The 17,759-nt window shown below is 65.6% G+C and carries 16 protein-coding genes; 3 read left to right on the top strand and 13 right to left on the bottom strand.

Annotated features, from left to right (window positions below):
* The 3 genes from VN634_01705 to VN634_01695 form a co-directional block, all read right to left on the bottom strand.
* Positions 1–404 (bottom strand): hypothetical protein (locus VN634_01705; protein ID HXC49575.1); only part of this gene is annotated, 404 nt, incomplete at its 3' end.
* Positions 401–1,333 carry a sugar ABC transporter permease gene (locus VN634_01700; GenBank protein HXC49574.1) on the bottom strand — a complete coding sequence of 311 codons (933 nt, stop codon included), beginning with the start codon at positions 1,331–1,333 and terminating at the stop codon, positions 401–403. The genes VN634_01705 and VN634_01700, both read right to left, overlap by 4 nt.
* Entirely contained in the window at positions 1,330–2,760 is a 1,431-nt protein-coding gene (locus tag VN634_01695; GenBank protein ID HXC49573.1) for an extracellular solute-binding protein, read from the bottom strand. The genes VN634_01700 and VN634_01695 overlap by 4 nt, the downstream gene beginning before the upstream one ends.
* Positions 2,761–2,850: 90 nt before the next feature.
* Between VN634_01695 and VN634_01690 the strand changes: the two genes are divergently transcribed.
* Positions 2,851–3,909: an MBL fold metallo-hydrolase gene (locus VN634_01690; protein HXC49572.1), complete on the top strand. Its 1,059-nt coding sequence runs from the start codon at positions 2,851–2,853 to the stop codon at positions 3,907–3,909.
* Positions 3,910–3,968: 59 nt separating this feature from the next.
* Here the strand turns inward: VN634_01690 and VN634_01685 are convergent, their stop codons facing one another.
* The gene (locus VN634_01685; protein HXC49571.1) at positions 3,969–4,481 is read right to left on the bottom strand and encodes a hypothetical protein; all 513 of its coding nucleotides are present in this window, start codon (positions 4,479–4,481) and stop codon (positions 3,969–3,971) included.
* The gene (locus VN634_01680) at positions 4,478–4,672 is read right to left on the bottom strand and encodes a hypothetical protein (GenBank protein ID HXC49570.1); all 195 of its coding nucleotides are present in this window, start codon (positions 4,670–4,672) and stop codon (positions 4,478–4,480) included. The genes VN634_01685 and VN634_01680 overlap by 4 nt, the downstream gene beginning before the upstream one ends.
* A gap of 134 nt (positions 4,673–4,806) precedes the next feature.
* Here VN634_01680 and VN634_01675 point away from each other — a divergent pair, with 134 nt between their 5' ends.
* Entirely contained in the window at positions 4,807–5,592 is a 786-nt protein-coding gene (locus VN634_01675) for a hypothetical protein (protein ID HXC49569.1), read from the top strand.
* 196 nt (positions 5,593–5,788) lie between these two features.
* Positions 5,789–6,685, top strand: a complete 897-nt coding sequence (locus VN634_01670) for a DUF488 domain-containing protein (GenBank protein HXC49568.1) — start codon at positions 5,789–5,791, stop codon at positions 6,683–6,685.
* Between the two features lie 79 nt (positions 6,686–6,764).
* Here VN634_01670 and VN634_01665 read toward each other — a convergent pair whose 3' ends face one another.
* From VN634_01665 to VN634_01630, 8 genes are all read right to left on the bottom strand, one after another.
* Positions 6,765–7,388, bottom strand: a complete 624-nt coding sequence (locus VN634_01665) for an alpha-ketoglutarate-dependent dioxygenase AlkB (protein HXC49567.1) — start codon at positions 7,386–7,388, stop codon at positions 6,765–6,767.
* Between the two features lie 107 nt (positions 7,389–7,495).
* Positions 7,496–8,488 (bottom strand): bifunctional methionine sulfoxide reductase B/A protein, encoded by a 993-nt coding sequence (locus VN634_01660; protein HXC49566.1) that lies wholly within the window; start codon positions 8,486–8,488, stop codon positions 7,496–7,498.
* Between the two features lie 357 nt (positions 8,489–8,845).
* Positions 8,846–10,513 (bottom strand): fumarate hydratase, encoded by a 1,668-nt coding sequence (locus VN634_01655; protein HXC49565.1) that lies wholly within the window; start codon positions 10,511–10,513, stop codon positions 8,846–8,848.
* A 91-nt stretch (positions 10,514–10,604) separates the two neighbouring features.
* Positions 10,605–12,026, bottom strand: a complete 1,422-nt coding sequence (locus VN634_01650; GenBank protein ID HXC49564.1) for a sodium:proton antiporter — start codon at positions 12,024–12,026, stop codon at positions 10,605–10,607.
* Complete coding sequence (locus VN634_01645; protein ID HXC49563.1) at positions 12,023–13,567, bottom strand: NAD(P)/FAD-dependent oxidoreductase; 1,545 nt, start codon at positions 13,565–13,567, stop codon at positions 12,023–12,025. Before VN634_01645 ends, VN634_01650 begins: the two co-directional genes overlap by 4 nt.
* 60 nt (positions 13,568–13,627) lie before the next feature.
* Complete coding sequence (locus tag VN634_01640) at positions 13,628–15,976, bottom strand: MMPL family transporter (protein HXC49562.1); 2,349 nt, start codon at positions 15,974–15,976, stop codon at positions 13,628–13,630.
* The gene (locus VN634_01635; GenBank protein HXC49561.1) at positions 15,973–16,800 is read right to left on the bottom strand and encodes a hypothetical protein; all 828 of its coding nucleotides are present in this window, start codon (positions 16,798–16,800) and stop codon (positions 15,973–15,975) included. Before VN634_01635 ends, VN634_01640 begins: the two co-directional genes overlap by 4 nt.
* Before the next feature lie 80 nt (positions 16,801–16,880).
* Positions 16,881–17,753 (bottom strand): SDR family NAD(P)-dependent oxidoreductase, encoded by an 873-nt coding sequence (locus VN634_01630; GenBank protein HXC49560.1) that lies wholly within the window; start codon positions 17,751–17,753, stop codon positions 16,881–16,883.
* Between the last annotated feature and the right edge of the window lie 6 nt (positions 17,754–17,759).

Below are 17,759 nucleotides of genomic sequence, written 5' to 3'. Positions count from 1 at the left end.
TCGCGAAGCAGCAGGAACAGCGGGAACATTCCGACCTGGCCGGGGACCACCAGTGCCGCCAGCAGCACGCGCCGGATGCGCTCGCGTCCGGGGAAGCGCAGCTTCGCGAACGCGTAGCCGGCCATCGAGTTCAGCACGACCGAGAAGAACGTCGCGCCGAGCGCGACGGCCGCGCTCGCGCCGAGGTAGCGCACGACGTCGAGACGGCCGAGAAGGATGCGGTAATGCTCGAGCGTCGGCGTGCTCGGAAAGATGCGCGGCGGAAGCGAGGACGCCTCGCCGGCCGGCATCAGCGAAGCCGCGACCATCCAGACCAGCGGGAACAGCGTGAGCACGGCTGCTGCGACGAGCAGCAGGTGTATGGCCAGGCCGCCGGCAATTCGTCGCGCGCGCGCAGGCATCATGCCGGGTTCCTTCGCGCCGGCTCGGGCGCGGAGCTCAGCCCGGCGCGTGCAAGCCGCAGCTGCAGCGCCGTCGCTGCAAGGATCACGATGAACAGCAGGAACGCGATGGCCGCCGCGCGCCCGAGATTCCACCAGCGAAAACCTTCCTCGTACATCAGCAGCACGACGCTGCGCGTGCTGCCGGCCGGCCCTCCCTGCGTCATCACGTACGGCTCGGCGAAGAACTGGAAATATCCGATCGCCGTCAGCAGCGTGACGAAGCCGAGCGTCGGCGCGAGCAGCGGCAGCGTGATCGAGCGGAACTGTCTCCACGCGCGCGCGCCGTCGAGACTCGCGGCCTCGTAAAGTCGCTCGGGAATGCTCTGCAGCCCGGCGAGCAGGATGATCATGTTGAACCCGAAGTTCTTCCAGACCGCCATCAGGATGATGGCCGGCATCGACCATGCGGGATCGCCGAGCCAGTCGATCGGTGCGAAGCCCATCGCGAGCAGTGCCTGGTTCAGCAGGCCGTAGCGCGGGTGGTAGAGGTAGCGCCAGACCACCGCGATCGCGACGATGGTCGTCGTGACCGGCAGGAAGAAGATCGTCCGGAAGATCCCTTTCCAGCGCGCGGCGCGCGCATCGACGAGCAGGGCGGCCGCGAGCGACACGGCGATCGAAAGCGGCCCGCCCACCAGCACGAAGTAGAACGTATTGCGCATCGCCCGCCAGAACTGGGGATCGGAGAGAATCGCGGAATAGTTCGCGAGGCCGGCGAATCGAAGCACCGACAGGTCGGCGATCGAATAGAGGTCGAAGTCGGTCACGCTGAGGACGAGCGATGCGGCGACCGGCACGAAGAAGAAGAGCGCGATCACCATCAGTGCCGGCGCGGCCAGCATGGCTCCGGCGGCTGCGCGGCTTGCCTCACGACGCGCGCGCCGGCTCATGCGCCGTCTCCACGGCGTCGCGCAGCCGCGCCGGCGAGCGATCGGCGCTTCGCAAGGATCGCATCGACGTCGCGATCGAGATCGGCCAGGCCATGGTCGAGATCGGTGTCGCCGCGAACGACGCGCTCGAGATGGAGCGTGATGCGCGCGGCAATCCGTTCCCATTCCGGAACGCGCGGCGTGGCTGCGAGGTGATCGAGCTGCGTGCGAAACGCGCGCACTCGTTCGTCGCCGTCATCGTCGTTCTGGCCGTGCACGTCCCAGGCGCTGCGCCGCGACGGCAGGTCGCCGGTTCGCTCGCGGAACGCGGCCTGGACCGCAGGCGAGACCAGATATTCGACGAGCTGCCACGCCGCGTCCTTGCGCGGCGACGACGACGAGACGGCAAGACTTGCTCCGCCCGCGATCGAGGCGCCTGTGCCGCCGGCCTCGGGGACCTGCGACGGCCCCGGTGTGCGGGACCCGGCGCTGTCTTCGTCGTCCGGAGCGGGAACGGGCGCCGTCGTCCACGAGCCGTCGAGCTCGGGCGGAAGCCGGTGCTTCATCTCGCCCAGGTTCCACGGGCCGGTGACGAGGAAGGCAAAATAGCCGGCCGCAAACTCGCGGTAGAGGTTCGCGAGCTGCGCGTCCGATCCGCGCGGAGCGAGATCGTCAGCAAACAGGCTCGCGTAGAAGCCGAACGCGCGGCGGACCTCGTCGCTCTGGAAATTTCCGCGGCCGTCGTTGTCGCGCAGCAAGGACGCGCCGGCGCCGAGCGCGAGCAGTACCGGCGTCTGCCATTCGTCGATCGGAAGGAACACGCCGTAGCGCTTGCCGGACGCGCGCACCTTCTGCATCGCCGCTCGCCACTGTTGCCACGTGCGAGGCGCACCGGCGATACCGGCCGCAGCCAGCAGATCGCTTCGATAAAAAAGGATCCGCGTGTCGACGTACCACGGCAAGCTGACGAGCTCGCCGTCGATGAGGTTCGGTTCGAGCGCACCCGGGAAAAAATCCTCGCGGGTCATCTTGTCGGAATTGTCGGACTTGCCGGGCTCCCGGAATTCGCCGGACTCGCCCGATGCGCCGGAGCCGGCGACGCGATCATCGAGCCGCTCGAGCGCACCGAGCGCGGCCAGCTCGGCGATCCATGTATTGCCGAGCTGGAAGACATCCGGCATCGAGCCGGCAACATAGGCCGTCAGCAGCTTTTCGTGCGCGGCGCTCCACGGCACTCTCTGCACCCGCACCGGAATCTGCGGATGCGTGCGGCGAAATCCGTCGAGCACCGAGTCGGCGACTTCGGCTTCGCTGCCCATCGCCCAGAAGACAACCTCCGAGCTGGCCCGCGGGCTGCTGCACGACGCGAGCAGCGTGACGAGCGCAGCGGCGCCGATCCATCCTGGAACGGCCGATCGAGCACGAGAATTCTGCCTGGCGACCGGCACCGGGCGATTAGACCCGTCGCGACGCCTTCGCACAACGCTGCCGCGATCACGCCGCTTGACTCGCGTCGTTCCCTGCTGCCCTTTCCGGCGGTGACCAGCTTCCGGTTGTGGATCCTCGCGCTGGCCATGTGTGCCGCGGGCTGCCTGTCGTCGCCGGTCAGTCCCGAAGCTGCAGCAACCGACGACGGCAGCGACGATCCGGCTCTGCTTTATGCTCCGCACGTTCGCGACGGGCGCTTTTTCAACCCGTGGCATCCATTCACGCCGAGCTTCCTCAAGATGGTGCGGTTCGGGCTGACGCGGAATCCGTTCGATACCAGCGCCGCCCCGGTCCTTCCCGTGGTCGCCAACGACGGAAGCGATCTTTCGGAGCCGTTGCCGTCGCCGCGCATCACGTGGATCGGCCATGCGACCATGGCCATTCACGACGGCAGCGACGTGGTCGTGACCGATCCCAACTTCGCGACGCGCATGTTCGTCGTCGGCCGCCGCACGCCGCCGGGGCTCCCGCTGGAGTCGATTCCGGCGGACGCGATGGGCGTGATTTCTCATGCACACAACGATCACCTCGATGCCGACAGCATCGAAGCCCTGCCGGCAACCATGCACTGGTTCGTTCCGCTCGGTCTCGCGGCATGGTTTCGCGACCGCGGGCGCAACGACGTCGTCGAGCTCGACTGGTGGCAGAGCGCGACGCGCGGCCGATGGACGGTGACGTGTCTGCCGGCGCAGCACTGGTCGCGGCGCATCGAGCTCGCCACCAACAGCACGCTGTGGTGCTCGTGGCTCATCGACTCCGGGACGGCGCGCTACTTCTTCGCCGGCGACACCGGATACTTCCAGGGATTCCGCGAGTATGGGAAGAAGCTGGCGCCCATCGATGTCGCGCTGCTTCCGATCGGCGCGTACGAGCCGCGCTGGTTCATGCGCGAGCAGCACATCAATCCCGCCGAAGCATACCGGGCTTTTCGCGAGCTCGGCGCGCGCTATCTGATCCCGATGCACTGGGGCACGTTCAAGCTGTCGTTCGAGCCGCTCGATCTTCCGCCGAAAGAGCTGCTCGCCGCAGCGGACGCGGCCGGCGGGGATCGCGACCGCGTGAAGGTCCTCGGCATCGGCGGCAGCTTCGACGTGCCGCCGCGACCGTGAGCGATCGGTCAATGCCATCTGACGCAGTCGTTTGGCGGGGACCGAGGACCGGCGGCTTTTCAAGCCGCTTTTCGTGAACGGGCCTTCGCGCTCGAAGCGCGGGATGCGCGTCGCGGCTTTACTTCCACCTTCAGCTCGCAGTCGACGATCTGCAGTAGCGCATGCGTCTGAACGAAGCTTTTCGAATAGTTCGTCGTATCGAGAAGCCGGTACACCTGGGTCACCGACGTGCGCAGTCGCCGTGCGATTTCACGGATACTGAGTCCGGAAGATTTTACGTGCGAAGCAACGTCGCACGTCAGGCGGTGCAGGGCCAGTTCTGCCAGGTAGGTGGGGTCGGAGTTATAATCGAGCGCGTGGTCGATATGAACCGATCCCTCCTCGCCCGAGGCCAGCGTGTAGGTCACGGCTTCGTTCCCGAGCTCCGAATCCAGATGAAGCTCGACGACCGGATCCTTCACCGAAGGCCTCGGCATCATTCTCGCGAATGGCATCGGATACAGCCGGCCTGATCTCGTCACGAGCTCGAGCTGTTTCTTGCGGAGATTGATGCTGGCGCGACGCACTTTCATACGAGCTTCTCCCGCCGCAGGCTGGCAATCATCCACCGCACGCGCGCATCGGCGACACCGGCAATCGGCGCGTTCGTTTCAAGGTTCCACTTCACGATCAGCCGTCCGTCCCGATAAACATGAAGACGGCGCGGGAGATGATCGCCGCGCCATGTAACGAAGATATAGTTTCCACGGCGGATTCTGGTCACCGCCTGGTGTTACCATATCAGGTAACACCAGCGGTGGGCTCGAAGCAAGGCCATGACATCGGAAGTCTTTTTTGCTTCCTGCTGGAACCTCGGTGGTATTTTCCTTGTCCGCGAGTCCGTCGCATCGTCGCCCGATGGACGACGCCGAGCTGCTCCGACGGGCCGACCTCAACTACATCGAGTTCAATCGCGAAGGTGCCCGCTCGACCGCCGGTGGCGTCGTCCACGAAGAAGACGGGCTCGTCTTCTTCGTACCCGGACATCGCTTTCCCGTCGGCTTCACGGGCGTCATGCGGCTCGAGCCGGCGCTGCCGGCGGCCGGCGTCATCGCGCGCGCGAAGCAATGGTTCGGGCCGCGCGGCCACGGCTACACGTACTGCCTGATGTCGCACCGCGATCTGGACATCGCCGAAGCGCTCGAAGCCGACGGCATCGGACGGATCGGCTACAGTCCCGGGATGGCGCTCGACGGGCGCCTTCCCGATGTTGCTTTGCCGGCCGGCGTGACGATCGAGCGGGTAAGCGGCAGCGTTGCCGCTAGGGAATTCGCCGACGTGACCGGCGCGGCCTATGCGACCTACGGAATGCCGCCGAAGATCGCGCACGAGCAGTTCGCCGACGAGCGCTTTTTCGATCTGCCGCACGTCTGCGCGTTCCTCATACGGGTGGCCGGCGCTGCGTCGGCCGCAGCGATGGTCATGGTCACACACGGTGTGGCCGGCTTGTACTGGGTCGGAACGACGCCCGAAGCACGCGGCCGCGGACTCGCCGAGATCGCGACCCGCACAGCGGGCAACGCCGGCTTCGACATGGGAGCCCGCGTCGCCGCGCTTCAGGCGTCGGTCATGGGCGAGCCGATCTACAGGAGAATGGGCTACCGCGAGATCACCCGCTATCCGTGGTACACAGTGCTTCCCTGATACACCGACACACGCCGGACCCAGGGCCGCAAGGCAGCAGCGATGCCCGGTGCTCCCGTTCACTGAATAGGTCCGAAAGATCTCTTTGATACCCGAATACCTCCGTGGGGATTGTTGCAATGAAACAAGGCTGGTACTTTCCCGGCCGTTGCAATTCCCAATTCCGCAGCGAGCTGGCCTTTTGGGGAGCGCCGCCGTGACGTCGCTACTGAACCGACAGCATGTTCTTCTCGCCCTGCTCGACACGCTCGGCGGGCGCTCCGGCAATCGAAATTTCCAGGAGCTGCTTTTCCTGTTCAGCCAGGAGAACCCGACGGCCGGCCTGTATGAATTCGTACCGTGCCGATACGGAGCGTTTTCGTTCACATCCTACGCGGACCGGCGCGAGCTCGTCGTGGGCGGGCTGCTGCACGACACGGAAGCCGGCTGGGAAATCACGGACAGCGGAAGTGCCGCGATCCGCGGGCACCGTCATTCGGCAATCGACGGATTCGTTCACGAGTTCGGCCATCTACACGGTGACGCGCTCGCCCGTGAGGCCTACTTTCGCTACCCCTACTTCGCTACGCGCAGCCGCATGATCATCGAGCTCTTCGGCACCGATCCCGAGGCACAGCGCCGCGTCGAGGAGGCGCGCGATGTGAAAGTGCAGGCGTCACTTCTTTCGATCGGCTACCAGGGCCGTTCGCTCGAAGGCTACCTCAACGAGCTCCTGCGCGCCGGTGTCTCGCAGCTCCTCGACGTGCGCCGCAACCCGAGCAGCCGGCAGTACGGGTTCTCCAAGCCGGCTCTCGACGTCGCCTGCCAGAGCGTCGGCATCATCTACCGCCATATTCCGGAGCTCGGCGTGTCGCCGGAGAACCGCAAGGCTCCCAAGTCGCAGGCCGAATTCGATGCGATCTGCGAAAGCTTCGTGAAGGAGGGCCTGCCGCAGCACCACCGGCTGCTGTCGGAAATCTCCGCATGGATCCGTGCCGGCGACCGCATTGCGCTCACCTGCTACGAGCGCGATCCCGGACGGTCCCACCGGCGCTGCGTTTCCGGCGTGCTCGAGAAGGATTTCGCGATCGGCGCCGCGACCGTGCACCTCTGAGCTTTGGACGAGGGCGGCATCCCGCCGGGAGCCGCACCAGAAAAGGGGACAGGTACATTTCGTACCTGTCCTCTTTTTTTCATGACGCACGCACGATCCGGCGGAACGTAAGGTTCACGCGCGGGCCGCACGGCGATTTCTCTTTGGGGATCGCGTGCTGCCAGAAGCGCTGGGTCGTACCTTTCATGACGAGAAGGCTTCCGGAGCCGAGTGGAATGCGCATGCTCTTCACCGACTTGTCGGTGCGGTGCTGGAGCACGAACGTGCGCGTCTCGCCGAGGCTGAGCGATGCGATGCACGGCTCGGCGCCGAGCTCGGGTTCGTCGTCGCTGTGCATCGCGACGCTGTCGCGGTGGTCGCGGTAGTAGTTGGCGAGCACGCTGTTGAACGTGGCGCCCGTCGCGGCCTCGACCTTCCTGCGCAAGGAGTCGACGAGCGGCGTCCACGGCAGCGGATCGAAACGTTTCCCGGAGTAGCGGTACGATGCTCCGGGATCGCCGTACCACGCCACGAGCCGCGGCTGCAGGAACGTCTTTCCCCACAGCGTGACGGTCTCTTCGCGCCATGCGATCTCGCGAACGAGCTCGGACAGGCATTCGCCGTCATCGATGCCGAGATCGAACCTGCGATACAGCAGGACATCGGCATCCGGCAGCGGGATGCGCACGCATACCGGCTCGTCGTTGAAGAGCGTTCCGTTCACATCACCAAAAATGGGGACAGGTACATTTAATAAACGTGTGGAATTTCAGGTCGGTGCCTTTCGCGCCGCGAAGATGCAGAGGAATTTTAAATGTACCTGTCCCCTTTTCAGTCGCGCAGGAAGTGGCAGGTGTAGCCGTTCGGATCCTTTTGCAGATAATCCTGGTGGTAGTCTTCGGCGCGCCAGTACGGGCCCGCCTCGGTGATCTCGGTGACGACCGGCTTCTTCCACTTGCCCGACTTGTCGACCTCGGCCTTGACGCGCTCGGCAATTTCCTTCTGGCGGTCGTCGAGGAAAAAGATCGCGCTGCGGTAGGACGTGCCGACGTCGTTTCCCTGCCGGTTCATCGTCGTCGGATCGTGCAGGCGGAAGAAGTACCGCAGCAGGTCCTCATAGCTCAGCTTCGACGGATCGAACTTGATCCGCACGGCTTCGGCATGGCCCTCGTGATTCTGGTAGGTCGCATTGGCGACGCTGCCTCCGGTGTAGCCGACATCCGACGTCACCACCCCCGGAAGTTTGCGGATCAGGTCCTGCACGCCCCAGAAGCAGCCGCCGGCAACGATGGCGATCTCGAGATTGCCTTCATACGCGGCGCTCTTCGTGTCGGCGCCGGCACTCGTCGCCGGTCCTGCTGCTGCCGATGCGGGCGCGGCCTTGCCGAACAGCGGAAGGTATTTTCCGTAGCCTTCGGCTTCGAGCCTGTCGACGGGAATGAAGCGCATCGACGCCGAGTTCATGCAGTAGCGAAGGCCGGTCGGCCGCGGTCCGTCGGGAAACACGTGGCCGAGGTGCGAGTCGGCGTGCGCCGAGCGCACCTCCGTGCGCCGCATGAACAGCGAGCTGTCGTCCTTTTCCTTTACGTTCCCGGGCTCGAGCGGCCGGGTGAAGCTCGGCCAGCCGGTGCCCGAATCGAACTTGTCCTTCGAGCTGAACAGAGGCTCGCCCGAGACGACGTCGACGTAGATGCCGTCCTCGTGGTTGTCCCAGAATTCGTTGCCGAACGGCGGCTCGGTTCCTTCCTGCTGGGTGACCTTGAACTGAAGCGGCGTCAGGCGAGTGCGCAGCTCGGATGTGTCGGGCTTGTGGTAGTTGGCCATCGGATCCTCCGTCGATCGCGTGGGTTGCCTGTCGGTCGGCTCGGTCGCGTGTGCGTCCGCGGACGCCGACGCGGTCGAAATGCCGGATGCGATCCCGTCTTCGGAACGGCATCCGGAGATCAGAAAAAATACGGCCATCGCACCAAAAGCCAGGACGCCGGCGCGAGCGCGTGGCGTCGCCCGCGATTCCGCCCGGCGGGTGTCGGCGCGCAAGTCACGGCAAGTGCCAGAGGCAGGTGCTACTCGAAAGCCGGTCTCGACGCGACGGCCAGTCTCAAATGGGTTGCTCGAAAGTCTGTTCATCGCACTACCAGACGTTCGCACACCTCGCGGGTTACCATGCCGCCGCCCGATTGCTCAGGTTTTTGGCGGCTGCGACGCCGGGCCCGCCCGGAAGAAGTCGTTGCCCTTGTCGTCGATCAGGATGAACGCCGGGAAGTTTTCGACTTCGATCTTCCAGACCGCCTCCATGCCGAGGTCGGCAAAGTCGACGACCTCGACCTTGCGGATATTCTCCTTGGCCAGGATCGCGGCCGGCCCGCCGATCGAACCCAGGTAGAAACCTCCGTGCTTGCGGCACGCTTCGGTGACGACCGGGCTGCGGTTCCCCTTGGCGAGCATGACGAGCGATCCGCCGTGCGACTGGAAAAGGTCCACGTACGAATCCATGCGGCCGGCCGTCGTCGGCCCGAAGCTGCCCGATGGCAGCCCCTTCGGCGTCTTGGCCGGGCCTGCGTAGTAGACCGGGTGATTCTTGAAGTACTCGGGAAGCGGCTGTCCCGCATCCAGTCGCTCCTTGAGACGAGCGTGCGCGATGTCGCGCGCCACGATCAGCGTTCCGGTCAGCGCAAGGCGCGTCGTGACCGGATGCTTCGACAGCTCGGCCAGGATCTCCTTCATCGGGCGGTTGAGATCGATCGCGACGGTGCCCGCCGGCTTGAGAACCCGCTGACTGTCGGGAATGAACTTTCCCGGATCGGTCTCGAGCTTCTCGAGCCAGACGCCGTTCCTGTCGATCCGTCCCTTGATGTTGCGATCGGCCGAGCACGAAACACCGATGCCGACCGGCAACGATGCCCCGTGGCGCGGAAGCCGGATCACGCGCGTGTCGAGCGCGAAGTACTTGCCGCCGAACTGCGCGCCGATCCCCGAAGCCTGCGCAATCTCGAGAACCTTCTTTTCGGTCTCGACGTCGCGAAACGCGCGGCCGAGCTCGTTGCCGGTGGTCGGCAGATCGTCGAGCGCTTTGGCGGACGCGAGCTTGACGGTCTTCAGGCACGCTTCGGCCGACGTCCCGCCGATCACGAAGACGAGGTGATACGGAGGACACGCCGCCGTGCCGAGCGCGCGGATCTTTTCGGCGAAGAATTTCTCGAGACCTTCGGGCGACAACAGCGCCCTGGTTTCCTGGAACAGGAACGACTTGTTCGCCGATCCGCCGCCCTTGGCGATGAACAGGAACTCGTACGCATCGCCGCCGGTCGCATAGAGGTCGATCTGCGCAGGCAGGTTCGATCCGGTGTTGACCTCGCGGAACATGTCGAGCGGCGCGTTCTGCGAGTAGCGAAGGTTCTCCTGCGTGTAGGTCTCGAACACGCCTCTGGCGACGAACTCGGCGTCGTCGGCACCGGTCCAGACCGCCTGCCCTTTCTTTCCGATGACCGTCGCCGTTCCGGTGTCCTGGCAGAACGGAAGAATTCCTTCGGCCGAGACCTCGGCGTTGCGCAGCATCGTCAGCGCAACGTAGCGGTCGTTGTCGGAAGCCTCGGGATCGTCGAGGATCGCGGCGACCTGCCGCAGATGCTTCTCGCGCAGCAGGAACGAGCAGTCGCGAAACGCCTGGTGCGTAAGGTACGTGAGCGCCTGCGGATCGACCTTTACGACCTCCTTGCCGTCGAACGTGGCCGTCGAGACGAACTCGTTCGTGAGCAGGCGGTACTCGGTCTGGTCCTCGGCGTGCGGAAAAAGTTCCTGGTAGGCGAACTGAGGCGTGTTCGGCGCTTTCGCCGTCTCGGGCATCTTCATGGGGCCTGTGATTCCACAGGTCGCGGCAAATGGCGACTGCGTGGAAAGCCTATGCAAAGCCCGGACCTCCGCGCACTGGAGCGCCGGGGGTCTATTCGAAGAACACCCACGTCACGAGCAGAAACGTCGGGATCAGAACGCCCACCGACCACGCCATGTAGCCGAAGAAACTCGGCATCGCGATGCCGCGCTCCTCGGCGATCGACTTGACCATGAAGTTGGGCGCGTTGCCGATGTACGAGTTCGCACCCATGAACACGGAGCCCGCCGAAATCGCCATCAGCGTCCGGGCAGCGGGCCCCATCAGATGCTGCGGATCGCCGCCCGCGATGTTGAAGAACACGAGATAGGTTGGCGCGTTGTCGAGGAAGCTCGACAGCCCTCCGGAAAGCCAGAAGTATGCTGCATCGATCGGCTCGCCGCCGGCGCCGGTCACGAGCCCGACCACCGGCGCGAGCGAGCCGTGCATTCCGGCTCGAAGGATCGCGAGAGATGGGATCATCGTGATGAAGATTCCGGCAAACAGGATGGCCACTTCCTGGATCGGGCCCCACGAGAACGCGTTTTCCTCGCGAAGACCGTGCGGCGTCAGGCGAAGCGACAGGACCGCAATGACGATCAGTGCGATGTCGCGCACGACGTTCTGCAGCTCGATTTCGACTCCGCCGACCTCCCACGACACTGCCGGGTGCCAGAGGCCGCTCAAGAGCACCGCAGCCACGACACCGGCGAGCAGGACGAAATTGACACGCCCGTCGACCGCAATGGGGCTGTCGGGCGTCGGATCGTAGACCGCACGAAACTGATGATCGCGGCTGTAAAGCACCGAATCGATGATGACGAAGACGACGAGCACGATGACGGCCGCCGTTGTCGCCGGTGCGAACAGATGCACGGTCGGCCAGAAGAAATCGACGCCCTTGAGAAACCCGAGAAAAAGCGGCGGATCTCCGAGAGGAGTCAACGAGCCGCCGATATTGGCGACCAGGAAGATGAAGAAGATGAGAACGTGCGCGTTGTGGCGGCGTCCGTCGTTGGCGCGTACGACCGGACGCACGAGCAGCATCGCTGCTCCGGTCGTCCCCATCACGCTCGCGAGCACCGTGCCGATCGCAAGCAGTGCCGCATTCGTTTTGGGATCGCCGTGCAGGTTGCCGCGCACCAGCACGCCGCCGGCCACCGTGAAGAGCGTCGCGATCAGGATGAGGAACGGCACGTATTCGAGGACCATCGTGTGCGCGAGCACGTGGACTGCCCTGTCCACGCCGTGGAGCGCTGCTGCCGGCAGCAGCACGAGCGCGCTCCATGCGGCCGAGATTTTGCCGAAATGGTGATGCCACAGGTGCGGCGCGGCCAGCGGCAGGATCGCGATCGACAGCAGCATGCCGACGAACGGCAGTGCCCACGGCAACGGCAGCGTCGAGCCGTCGAGGCCGGCCGATTCGGACGCGCATGCAAGCGAAGGCGACAGGGCAAGGACAGCGAAGAAGAGAGCCGAGAGGATCCGATTCATGAAGTTGCGCCTTTGGCGGATGTGCCGGATGCGTTCGCTGCTTCGAACGCGGAGAGTTTCGGCCGGCGCATGGTCCACCAGTAGCGCACCGTGAAGTCGGACCAGTTGTTGGTGATCTTGCCGCCTTCGGTCTTGTACCAGCTCGTACAGCCCGTCGCCCAGACCGACTTGCCGAGCCGCTTCTGCAGGCCCTCGTTGAAGCGCGCCATCGCGGCCGGCCTGACGTCGAGCCAGCGCGCGCGCATCCGCTTCATCGCGGCAATCAGCGAAACGACGTAGCGAACCTGGCACTCGATCATGAAGATGATCGAGTTGTGGCCGAGATTGGTGTTCGGCCCGTACAGCATGAAGAAATTCGGAAAGCCGGACACCGCGACGCCGAGATACGCCTCGGCGCCCTCCTTCCAGACCTCTTCGAGCCGGTGTCCGCCGCGCCCGACGACGCGCATCGGCGCAAGAAACGACGTGGTCTCGAAGCCGGTCCCGTAGATGATCGCATCGACCGGATGCTCGCGTCCGCCGGCCGTCACGATCGACTCCGGCTTCACGCGGACGATCGGATCGGTGACGACCTCGACGTTGTCGCGCACCAGGGCCGGGTAATAGTCGTCGCCGATCAGGATGCGCTTGCAGCCGATCGGATAGTCCGGCGTCAGGCGCTCGCGAAGCACGGGATCGGCAACCTGCGCCGCGAGCTGCGCCCGCGCGCGCTGCTCCATGATCTTTGCCATCAGGGTTCCGGGCCGGAACGCAAAGAAGTTCTTCTCGAGCAGGAGGTAGATCAGGCCGCGGTGCAGCAGGCGAAGCGCGGTCGACTGCCGGAACCAGCGCTTCTCGCGTTCGGTGTACGGCCGGTCGCCGCGCGGAACGATCCAGTTGTTGCTGCGCTGGAAGATCGAAAGCCTGCCGACCACCGGGGCGATCTTCGGAATGAACTGCAGCGCGCTTGCGCCGTTGCCGATGACGGCGACGCGTTTGCCGGCAAGATCGTACCCGTGGTTCCATCGCGCAGAGTGAAACGTCTTTCCGCGGAACGACTCGAGCCCGTCGATCTTCGGATACATCGGGCGGTTGAGCTGTCCGACGCCGCTGATGAGCACATCGCACGCGATCTCCGCGCCGTCTTTGGTCAGCAGCCTCCATACGCCGGCGGCCTCGTCGAAGGTCGCGGATTCGAGCTCGGTGCGGAAACGACAGTGCCGGAGGAGGTCGAAGCGGCGCGCGCAGTCTTCGAAGTATTCGAGGATTTCCGGCTGCAGCGAGAACGCGTGCGTCCAGTCCGGATTGGGCGCGAACGAAAACGAGTAGAGGTGCGACGGCACGTCACAGCCGGAGCCCGGATACGTGTTGTCGCGCCACGTGCCGCCCACGCCGCCGGATTTTTCGAAGATCGTGAACGTGTCGATGCCGGCTTTCTTGAGCGCGATGGCCATGCAGAGGCCGGAGGCTCCGGCTCCGACGATGGCTACGCGCGGCGACGCGGTTTCGCCGGCTGCTGCTCCCGGAGCAGCGGCCCTCTCATCAGCCGAGGCTGCTGTCATGCGACCTGCGATCTCCAAAGCGCGGGCAGTCTATGGGAAACTCCGGACAGGTACACGGTTTCACGCCGTGCCCGGATCGCGGCGGCGGCGCCCGATCCGGTCGAGCAGCACCAGGCTTGCCGGCAGCACCAGAAGATCGCAGACGACGCCGGTGATCATCGTCAGGCCCGTCAGCAGCGAGAAATAAATCGTCGGAAGGAAGCTGCCGAGCGCGCCCACCCAGAAGCCGAGCACGAGGCTCGTCGATGCCACCGTGACCGGGGCGCCAATGGCACGGCTGGTCGTGCGTATCGCCGCAATGGCATCGCCGCGGTAGACGCGCCGGTAGTACGAGAGGTAATGGATCGTGTCGTCGACGACGAGGCCGAGCACGGCCGACGCAATCATCGCGGTGCCGGTGCTCAGCTCGATGCCCGAGTAGCCCATGAGCCCGCCGGTCCACAGGATCGGCATCACGTTCGGGATCATCGCGACGATCGTGAACGTGAACGATCGCAGCAGAAGGCCGATTGCGGCGACCACGAGCAGGATCGCGCTGCCAAAGCTCGTCACCTGCTGATCGACGAGCGTTTCGGAATCGCGAACGACCTCCCAGAGCGATCCGACCGGCTGCAGCTCGATGCCGGGTCCGAGGATACGCGCCGCATCCTTCCGGATTGCCGCGACGAGCGGCCCGGAGACGGCGCTTCCGACGGCGTGCAGGCGCGCCGTCATGCGCAGCGACGTCATCTCCGGTGCGGCAAAGCGCCGCACCAGCGAATGCCCGCTTTCGTCGAGCAGATCGATCTCGGCCTGCAGGGTTTCGGCGTCCGCGGGAAGCGCCAGACGATGGTCGTCCGACTCGGCACGATGGACCTGACGCACCAGCGCGAGGACGCTGGTCACGCTCGCCACGTGTTCGCGCGCGGTAATCGAACGCTCGAGCTCTTCGAGGCGGCGCGCGCCGTCGAGCGTGAGCACGGGCTTTCCGTCGGTTCGGCGGATCACGAAGTCCAGAGGCATCGTTCCGGCCAGGTGCTCGTCGATCCACGTCGTATCGACGCGCAGCGGAGCGTCTTTTCGAAGGAAGCCGACGAGATCGGTATTGGTACGGATCAGCGGAATGCCCGCCGAAAGAAGAAGCGTGACCGCGGTGAACGTCGCGAGCACGGCGACCGGCCTGCGCGTCGCGAGGCCGGAGGTCGCGCCGAGAAGCCGGAACGTCCATCCGTGCGCATCCGACGCGCGATGCGCGGGCGGCTTGATGCCCGCAAGCGCGACCGGCACGACGGTCATTGCGACGAGGAACGCGACCACGCTGCCGAATGCGGCGAAGATGCCGAACTCGTGCACAGCCGGCAGGTTTCCGCCGATCAGAAGCGACAGGAAGCCTTGTGCAGTGGTCACCGCGCACAGCAGCGCGGGCACGAAGACGGCGCGCACGGCAAGCGCGGCGCGATCCTCGCCGCCAGCGTCATCGCGCCCGTCCGGATCATGACCATCCCGATCGTGCCCGTCGCCCCCGTGCCCGTCCGGATGTGCACCGGCCGGCGAGTGCCCTGCCAGCCACGCATCGTAAACGTGCACGGTCGTCGCAAGCGCGATGACGAGCAGCACCGGCGGCAGCAGCGCAGTGATCGCGTTGAGCGAATGACCGCTGGCCGCGTATGCACCGACTGTCCACACCACCGTGATGCCGGCAACTGCGAGCGGGACGACGACGCCGGAGATGTGGCGGAAGAACAGCGCGAGCGTCAGCCCGAGCACGATGACCGCTGCCGGCAGCAGCACGGCCTGATCGCGATCGACGTATTCGGAAACGTCGATCTTCTGCACCGGCACGCCGGTCACATGCATCTCGCCGCCGGCCGCTGCGATATCCGGCGACAGCGCGCGGATGCTTGCGACCAGACGGGCCCGGTACTCGCTGTCGTCAGGGCGGTCCTCGATCTCGACGACGATGCCCGCAGTCTTTCGATCGGCCGACACGAGCCAGCCCGTGAAATCGGGATTGCGCTCGAGCGCCGCGAGCGTGCGCTCGCGGATGTCCGGCGAATCCCACGGCGGAGCCAGCAGCTGGTGCGGCTCGGCGCCGGTTTCTCCGCTGGCGATCTCTTCGACGTTGACGAGGCTCCACGCCTTGCGGACGCCGTCCATCGCCTGGATCCGCGAAGTGACGTCGGCAATCAGGCCGAGTCCGCGCGCGTCCAGCAGCTGCGGGTGCGCAATGGCGACGAGAATGTCTTCGTCGCTGCCGAACGTGGCCTTGAAGTCTTCGTAGCTGCGGCGGTCGGCGGGATCGGTCGAGCGCAAGGACGAGTTGTCGTGCTCGACTCCGATGCGTGCGGCATGAAGGCCGAGCCACGCACTGATCGCGAGGGTGATCGCGAGGCACGGCGCGCGCAGGCGGCGAAGTCGTTCGCTGGTCAATGCTGGCGCGGCTTCGGGGTCGGCGGCGACCCCATGGAATCGGGAGCGTGTTCTTTCACAGCAGGAGTTGCGGGCTCGCTGCCAGTCGACGTTGCAGGCTTCGCATTGTTCGAAGGCGCAGGCGCAATTGTCGCCGGCGACGTGCTCGCGCTGCTGCCCGTGGCGGCACCGGAGGCCGCGGGGCCGAGCGGACCGAGACGGTCCACCTGGTCTTCCGCCACGTCGAACGAATCGGCCAGGATCAGGCGGATCTCGCGAAGAATATACGCGCGCGGCAGCGCCAGTGTGGAGAAGATCTCGCGGCTTTTCAGGTCGAGATGCCCGACGTCGCCCGCAGCCTGGAACGTGCCGACGAACACGGCCTGGTCGTTCGCGCTCGCTGCAAATTCGATCAGCACGCGGCGGCGGCGCTCCGGCGAATCGGAATCGGACGCGCTCGCTTCGAGGCGTTGGCGCGCGGCATCGAGCGCGGCCAGATACTCGGTCGTGCCGGACGCAACCGGCGCCGCGTCGGAGTCTGCAAGTTTTTGCGCGGTCGGCCAGTTGTGCTCTTCCTTTTTCGCGATCTCCGCCAGCACTCTCGACAGCACTTTCGTCGAAAGCAGCGTCTGCACGACCACGGCGTCGCCGCGCGCCAGCAGCCGCACTTCGCCGACCCTGCGCACCGGGTCAGGAACGATCGTGGAGGCTTCGATTTTGTCGGAAGAGGCGTCGTTCAGGTTTGTGGACGCTGTCGCAACCGCGGCCAGCAGGACGGCAGCCGCAATCGCCGCACCGGCGATGCCGGCGCGCCACGCAACCGGCCGCGAAACGTCCTCGCCCATGCAAGCGGGATAGCGAGCGGATGCCGCAGCATCAACACCGAGCCGATCGTTCGCTCAGAAGAACCGCGCGAGCGGTTCGGTCAGAAGAACCGCGGCTCGGGATTGCGGCAATCGAGAATGCCCTCGACGCGTTCGCGAAACCTCGTCTTCCCGTCGCTGGTCCACGGCAGGATGTAGAAGCGGTCGGCCCGCAGCCCGTCCATTGCGTGCTCGGCCACCTCGGCGGGTGACGTCGTCTCGAGCTTGCGGCCCATCGCATCGAAAATCTGACCGAGGCTTTCGAGCGTGATCGGCGGCGCGATCTGCTCGGTCTCGCGCCGGAATTCCTCGGGCCGGTTTCGCGCCGCCGTGAAGATGTTGGACGCGACGATGTGAGGACCGGGATAGAGGACGTGCGCGCGGATCTTTGCGCCCTGCATCGCGAGCTGGAGATGCAGGCTCTCGGTGATCGCGCTGACGGCGGCCTTGGTGGCGGAATAGATCGGCGTCGTCGGCACGAGGATCAGGCCGCCGTTTCCGGATGACGTGTTCACGACGTGGCCTTCCTCGCCGTGCGCGAGCATGCCCGGCAGGAATGCCTTGATGCCGTGGATCACGCCCCAGACGTTGACGGCCATGCACCATCGCCAGTCGTTGAGCGGCAGCTCCCAGACCGGAACGTCCTCGTGCGCACCGACGCCCGCGTTGCTGACGAGGATGTGTACGTTGCCGAACGCGGAGACCGCCGCCTTCTCGAGCGCCTGCACCGACTCGAACGATGACACGTCGGTGCGCACACCGATCGCGTCTGCGCCGGTTTCACGCAGCGCAGTGACGGCCGCATCGAGCGCGCCCTGTTCGATATCGGCCAGCACCACGCGCGCGCCCTCGCGCGCCAGCGAATGGGCGAGCGCGTTGCCGATTCCGCTCGCCGATCCCGTGATGACTGCGGTCTTTCCGCGGAAGTCCTTCATCGCCGC

The organism is Candidatus Limnocylindrales bacterium (assembly GCA_035571835.1).
GTDB lineage: Bacteria > Desulfobacterota > Binatia > UBA1149 > CAITLU01 > DATNBU01.
The sequence above is the reverse complement of the archived record's forward strand: the minus strand, read 5'-3'. Positions and strand labels throughout refer to the sequence as shown.

Bases quoted from the DNA above. Each gene is read 5' to 3' on its own strand.
- VN634_01660 (HXC49566.1), bottom strand. From the start codon at position 8,488: ATGGCCAACTACCACAAGCCCGACACATCCGAGCTGCGCACTCGCCTG.
- VN634_01630 (HXC49560.1), bottom strand. From the start codon at position 17,753: ATGAAGGACTTCCGCGGAAAGACCGCAGTCATCACGGGATCGGCGAGC.
- VN634_01645 (HXC49563.1), bottom strand. From the start codon at position 13,567: ATGACAGCAGCCTCGGCTGATGAGAGGGCCGCTGCTCCGGGAGCAGCA.
- VN634_01685 (HXC49571.1), bottom strand. From the start codon at position 4,481: ATGAAAGTGCGTCGCGCCAGCATCAATCTCCGCAAGAAACAGCTCGAG.
- VN634_01655 (HXC49565.1), bottom strand. From the start codon at position 10,513: ATGAAGATGCCCGAGACGGCGAAAGCGCCGAACACGCCTCAGTTCGCC.
- VN634_01650 (HXC49564.1), bottom strand. From the start codon at position 12,026: ATGAATCGGATCCTCTCGGCTCTCTTCTTCGCTGTCCTTGCCCTGTCG.
- VN634_01675 (HXC49569.1), top strand. From the start codon at position 4,807: ATGGACGACGCCGAGCTGCTCCGACGGGCCGACCTCAACTACATCGAG.
- VN634_01700 (HXC49574.1), bottom strand. From the start codon at position 1,333: ATGAGCCGGCGCGCGCGTCGTGAGGCAAGCCGCGCAGCCGCCGGAGCC.
- VN634_01635 (HXC49561.1), bottom strand. From the start codon at position 16,800: ATGGGCGAGGACGTTTCGCGGCCGGTTGCGTGGCGCGCCGGCATCGCC.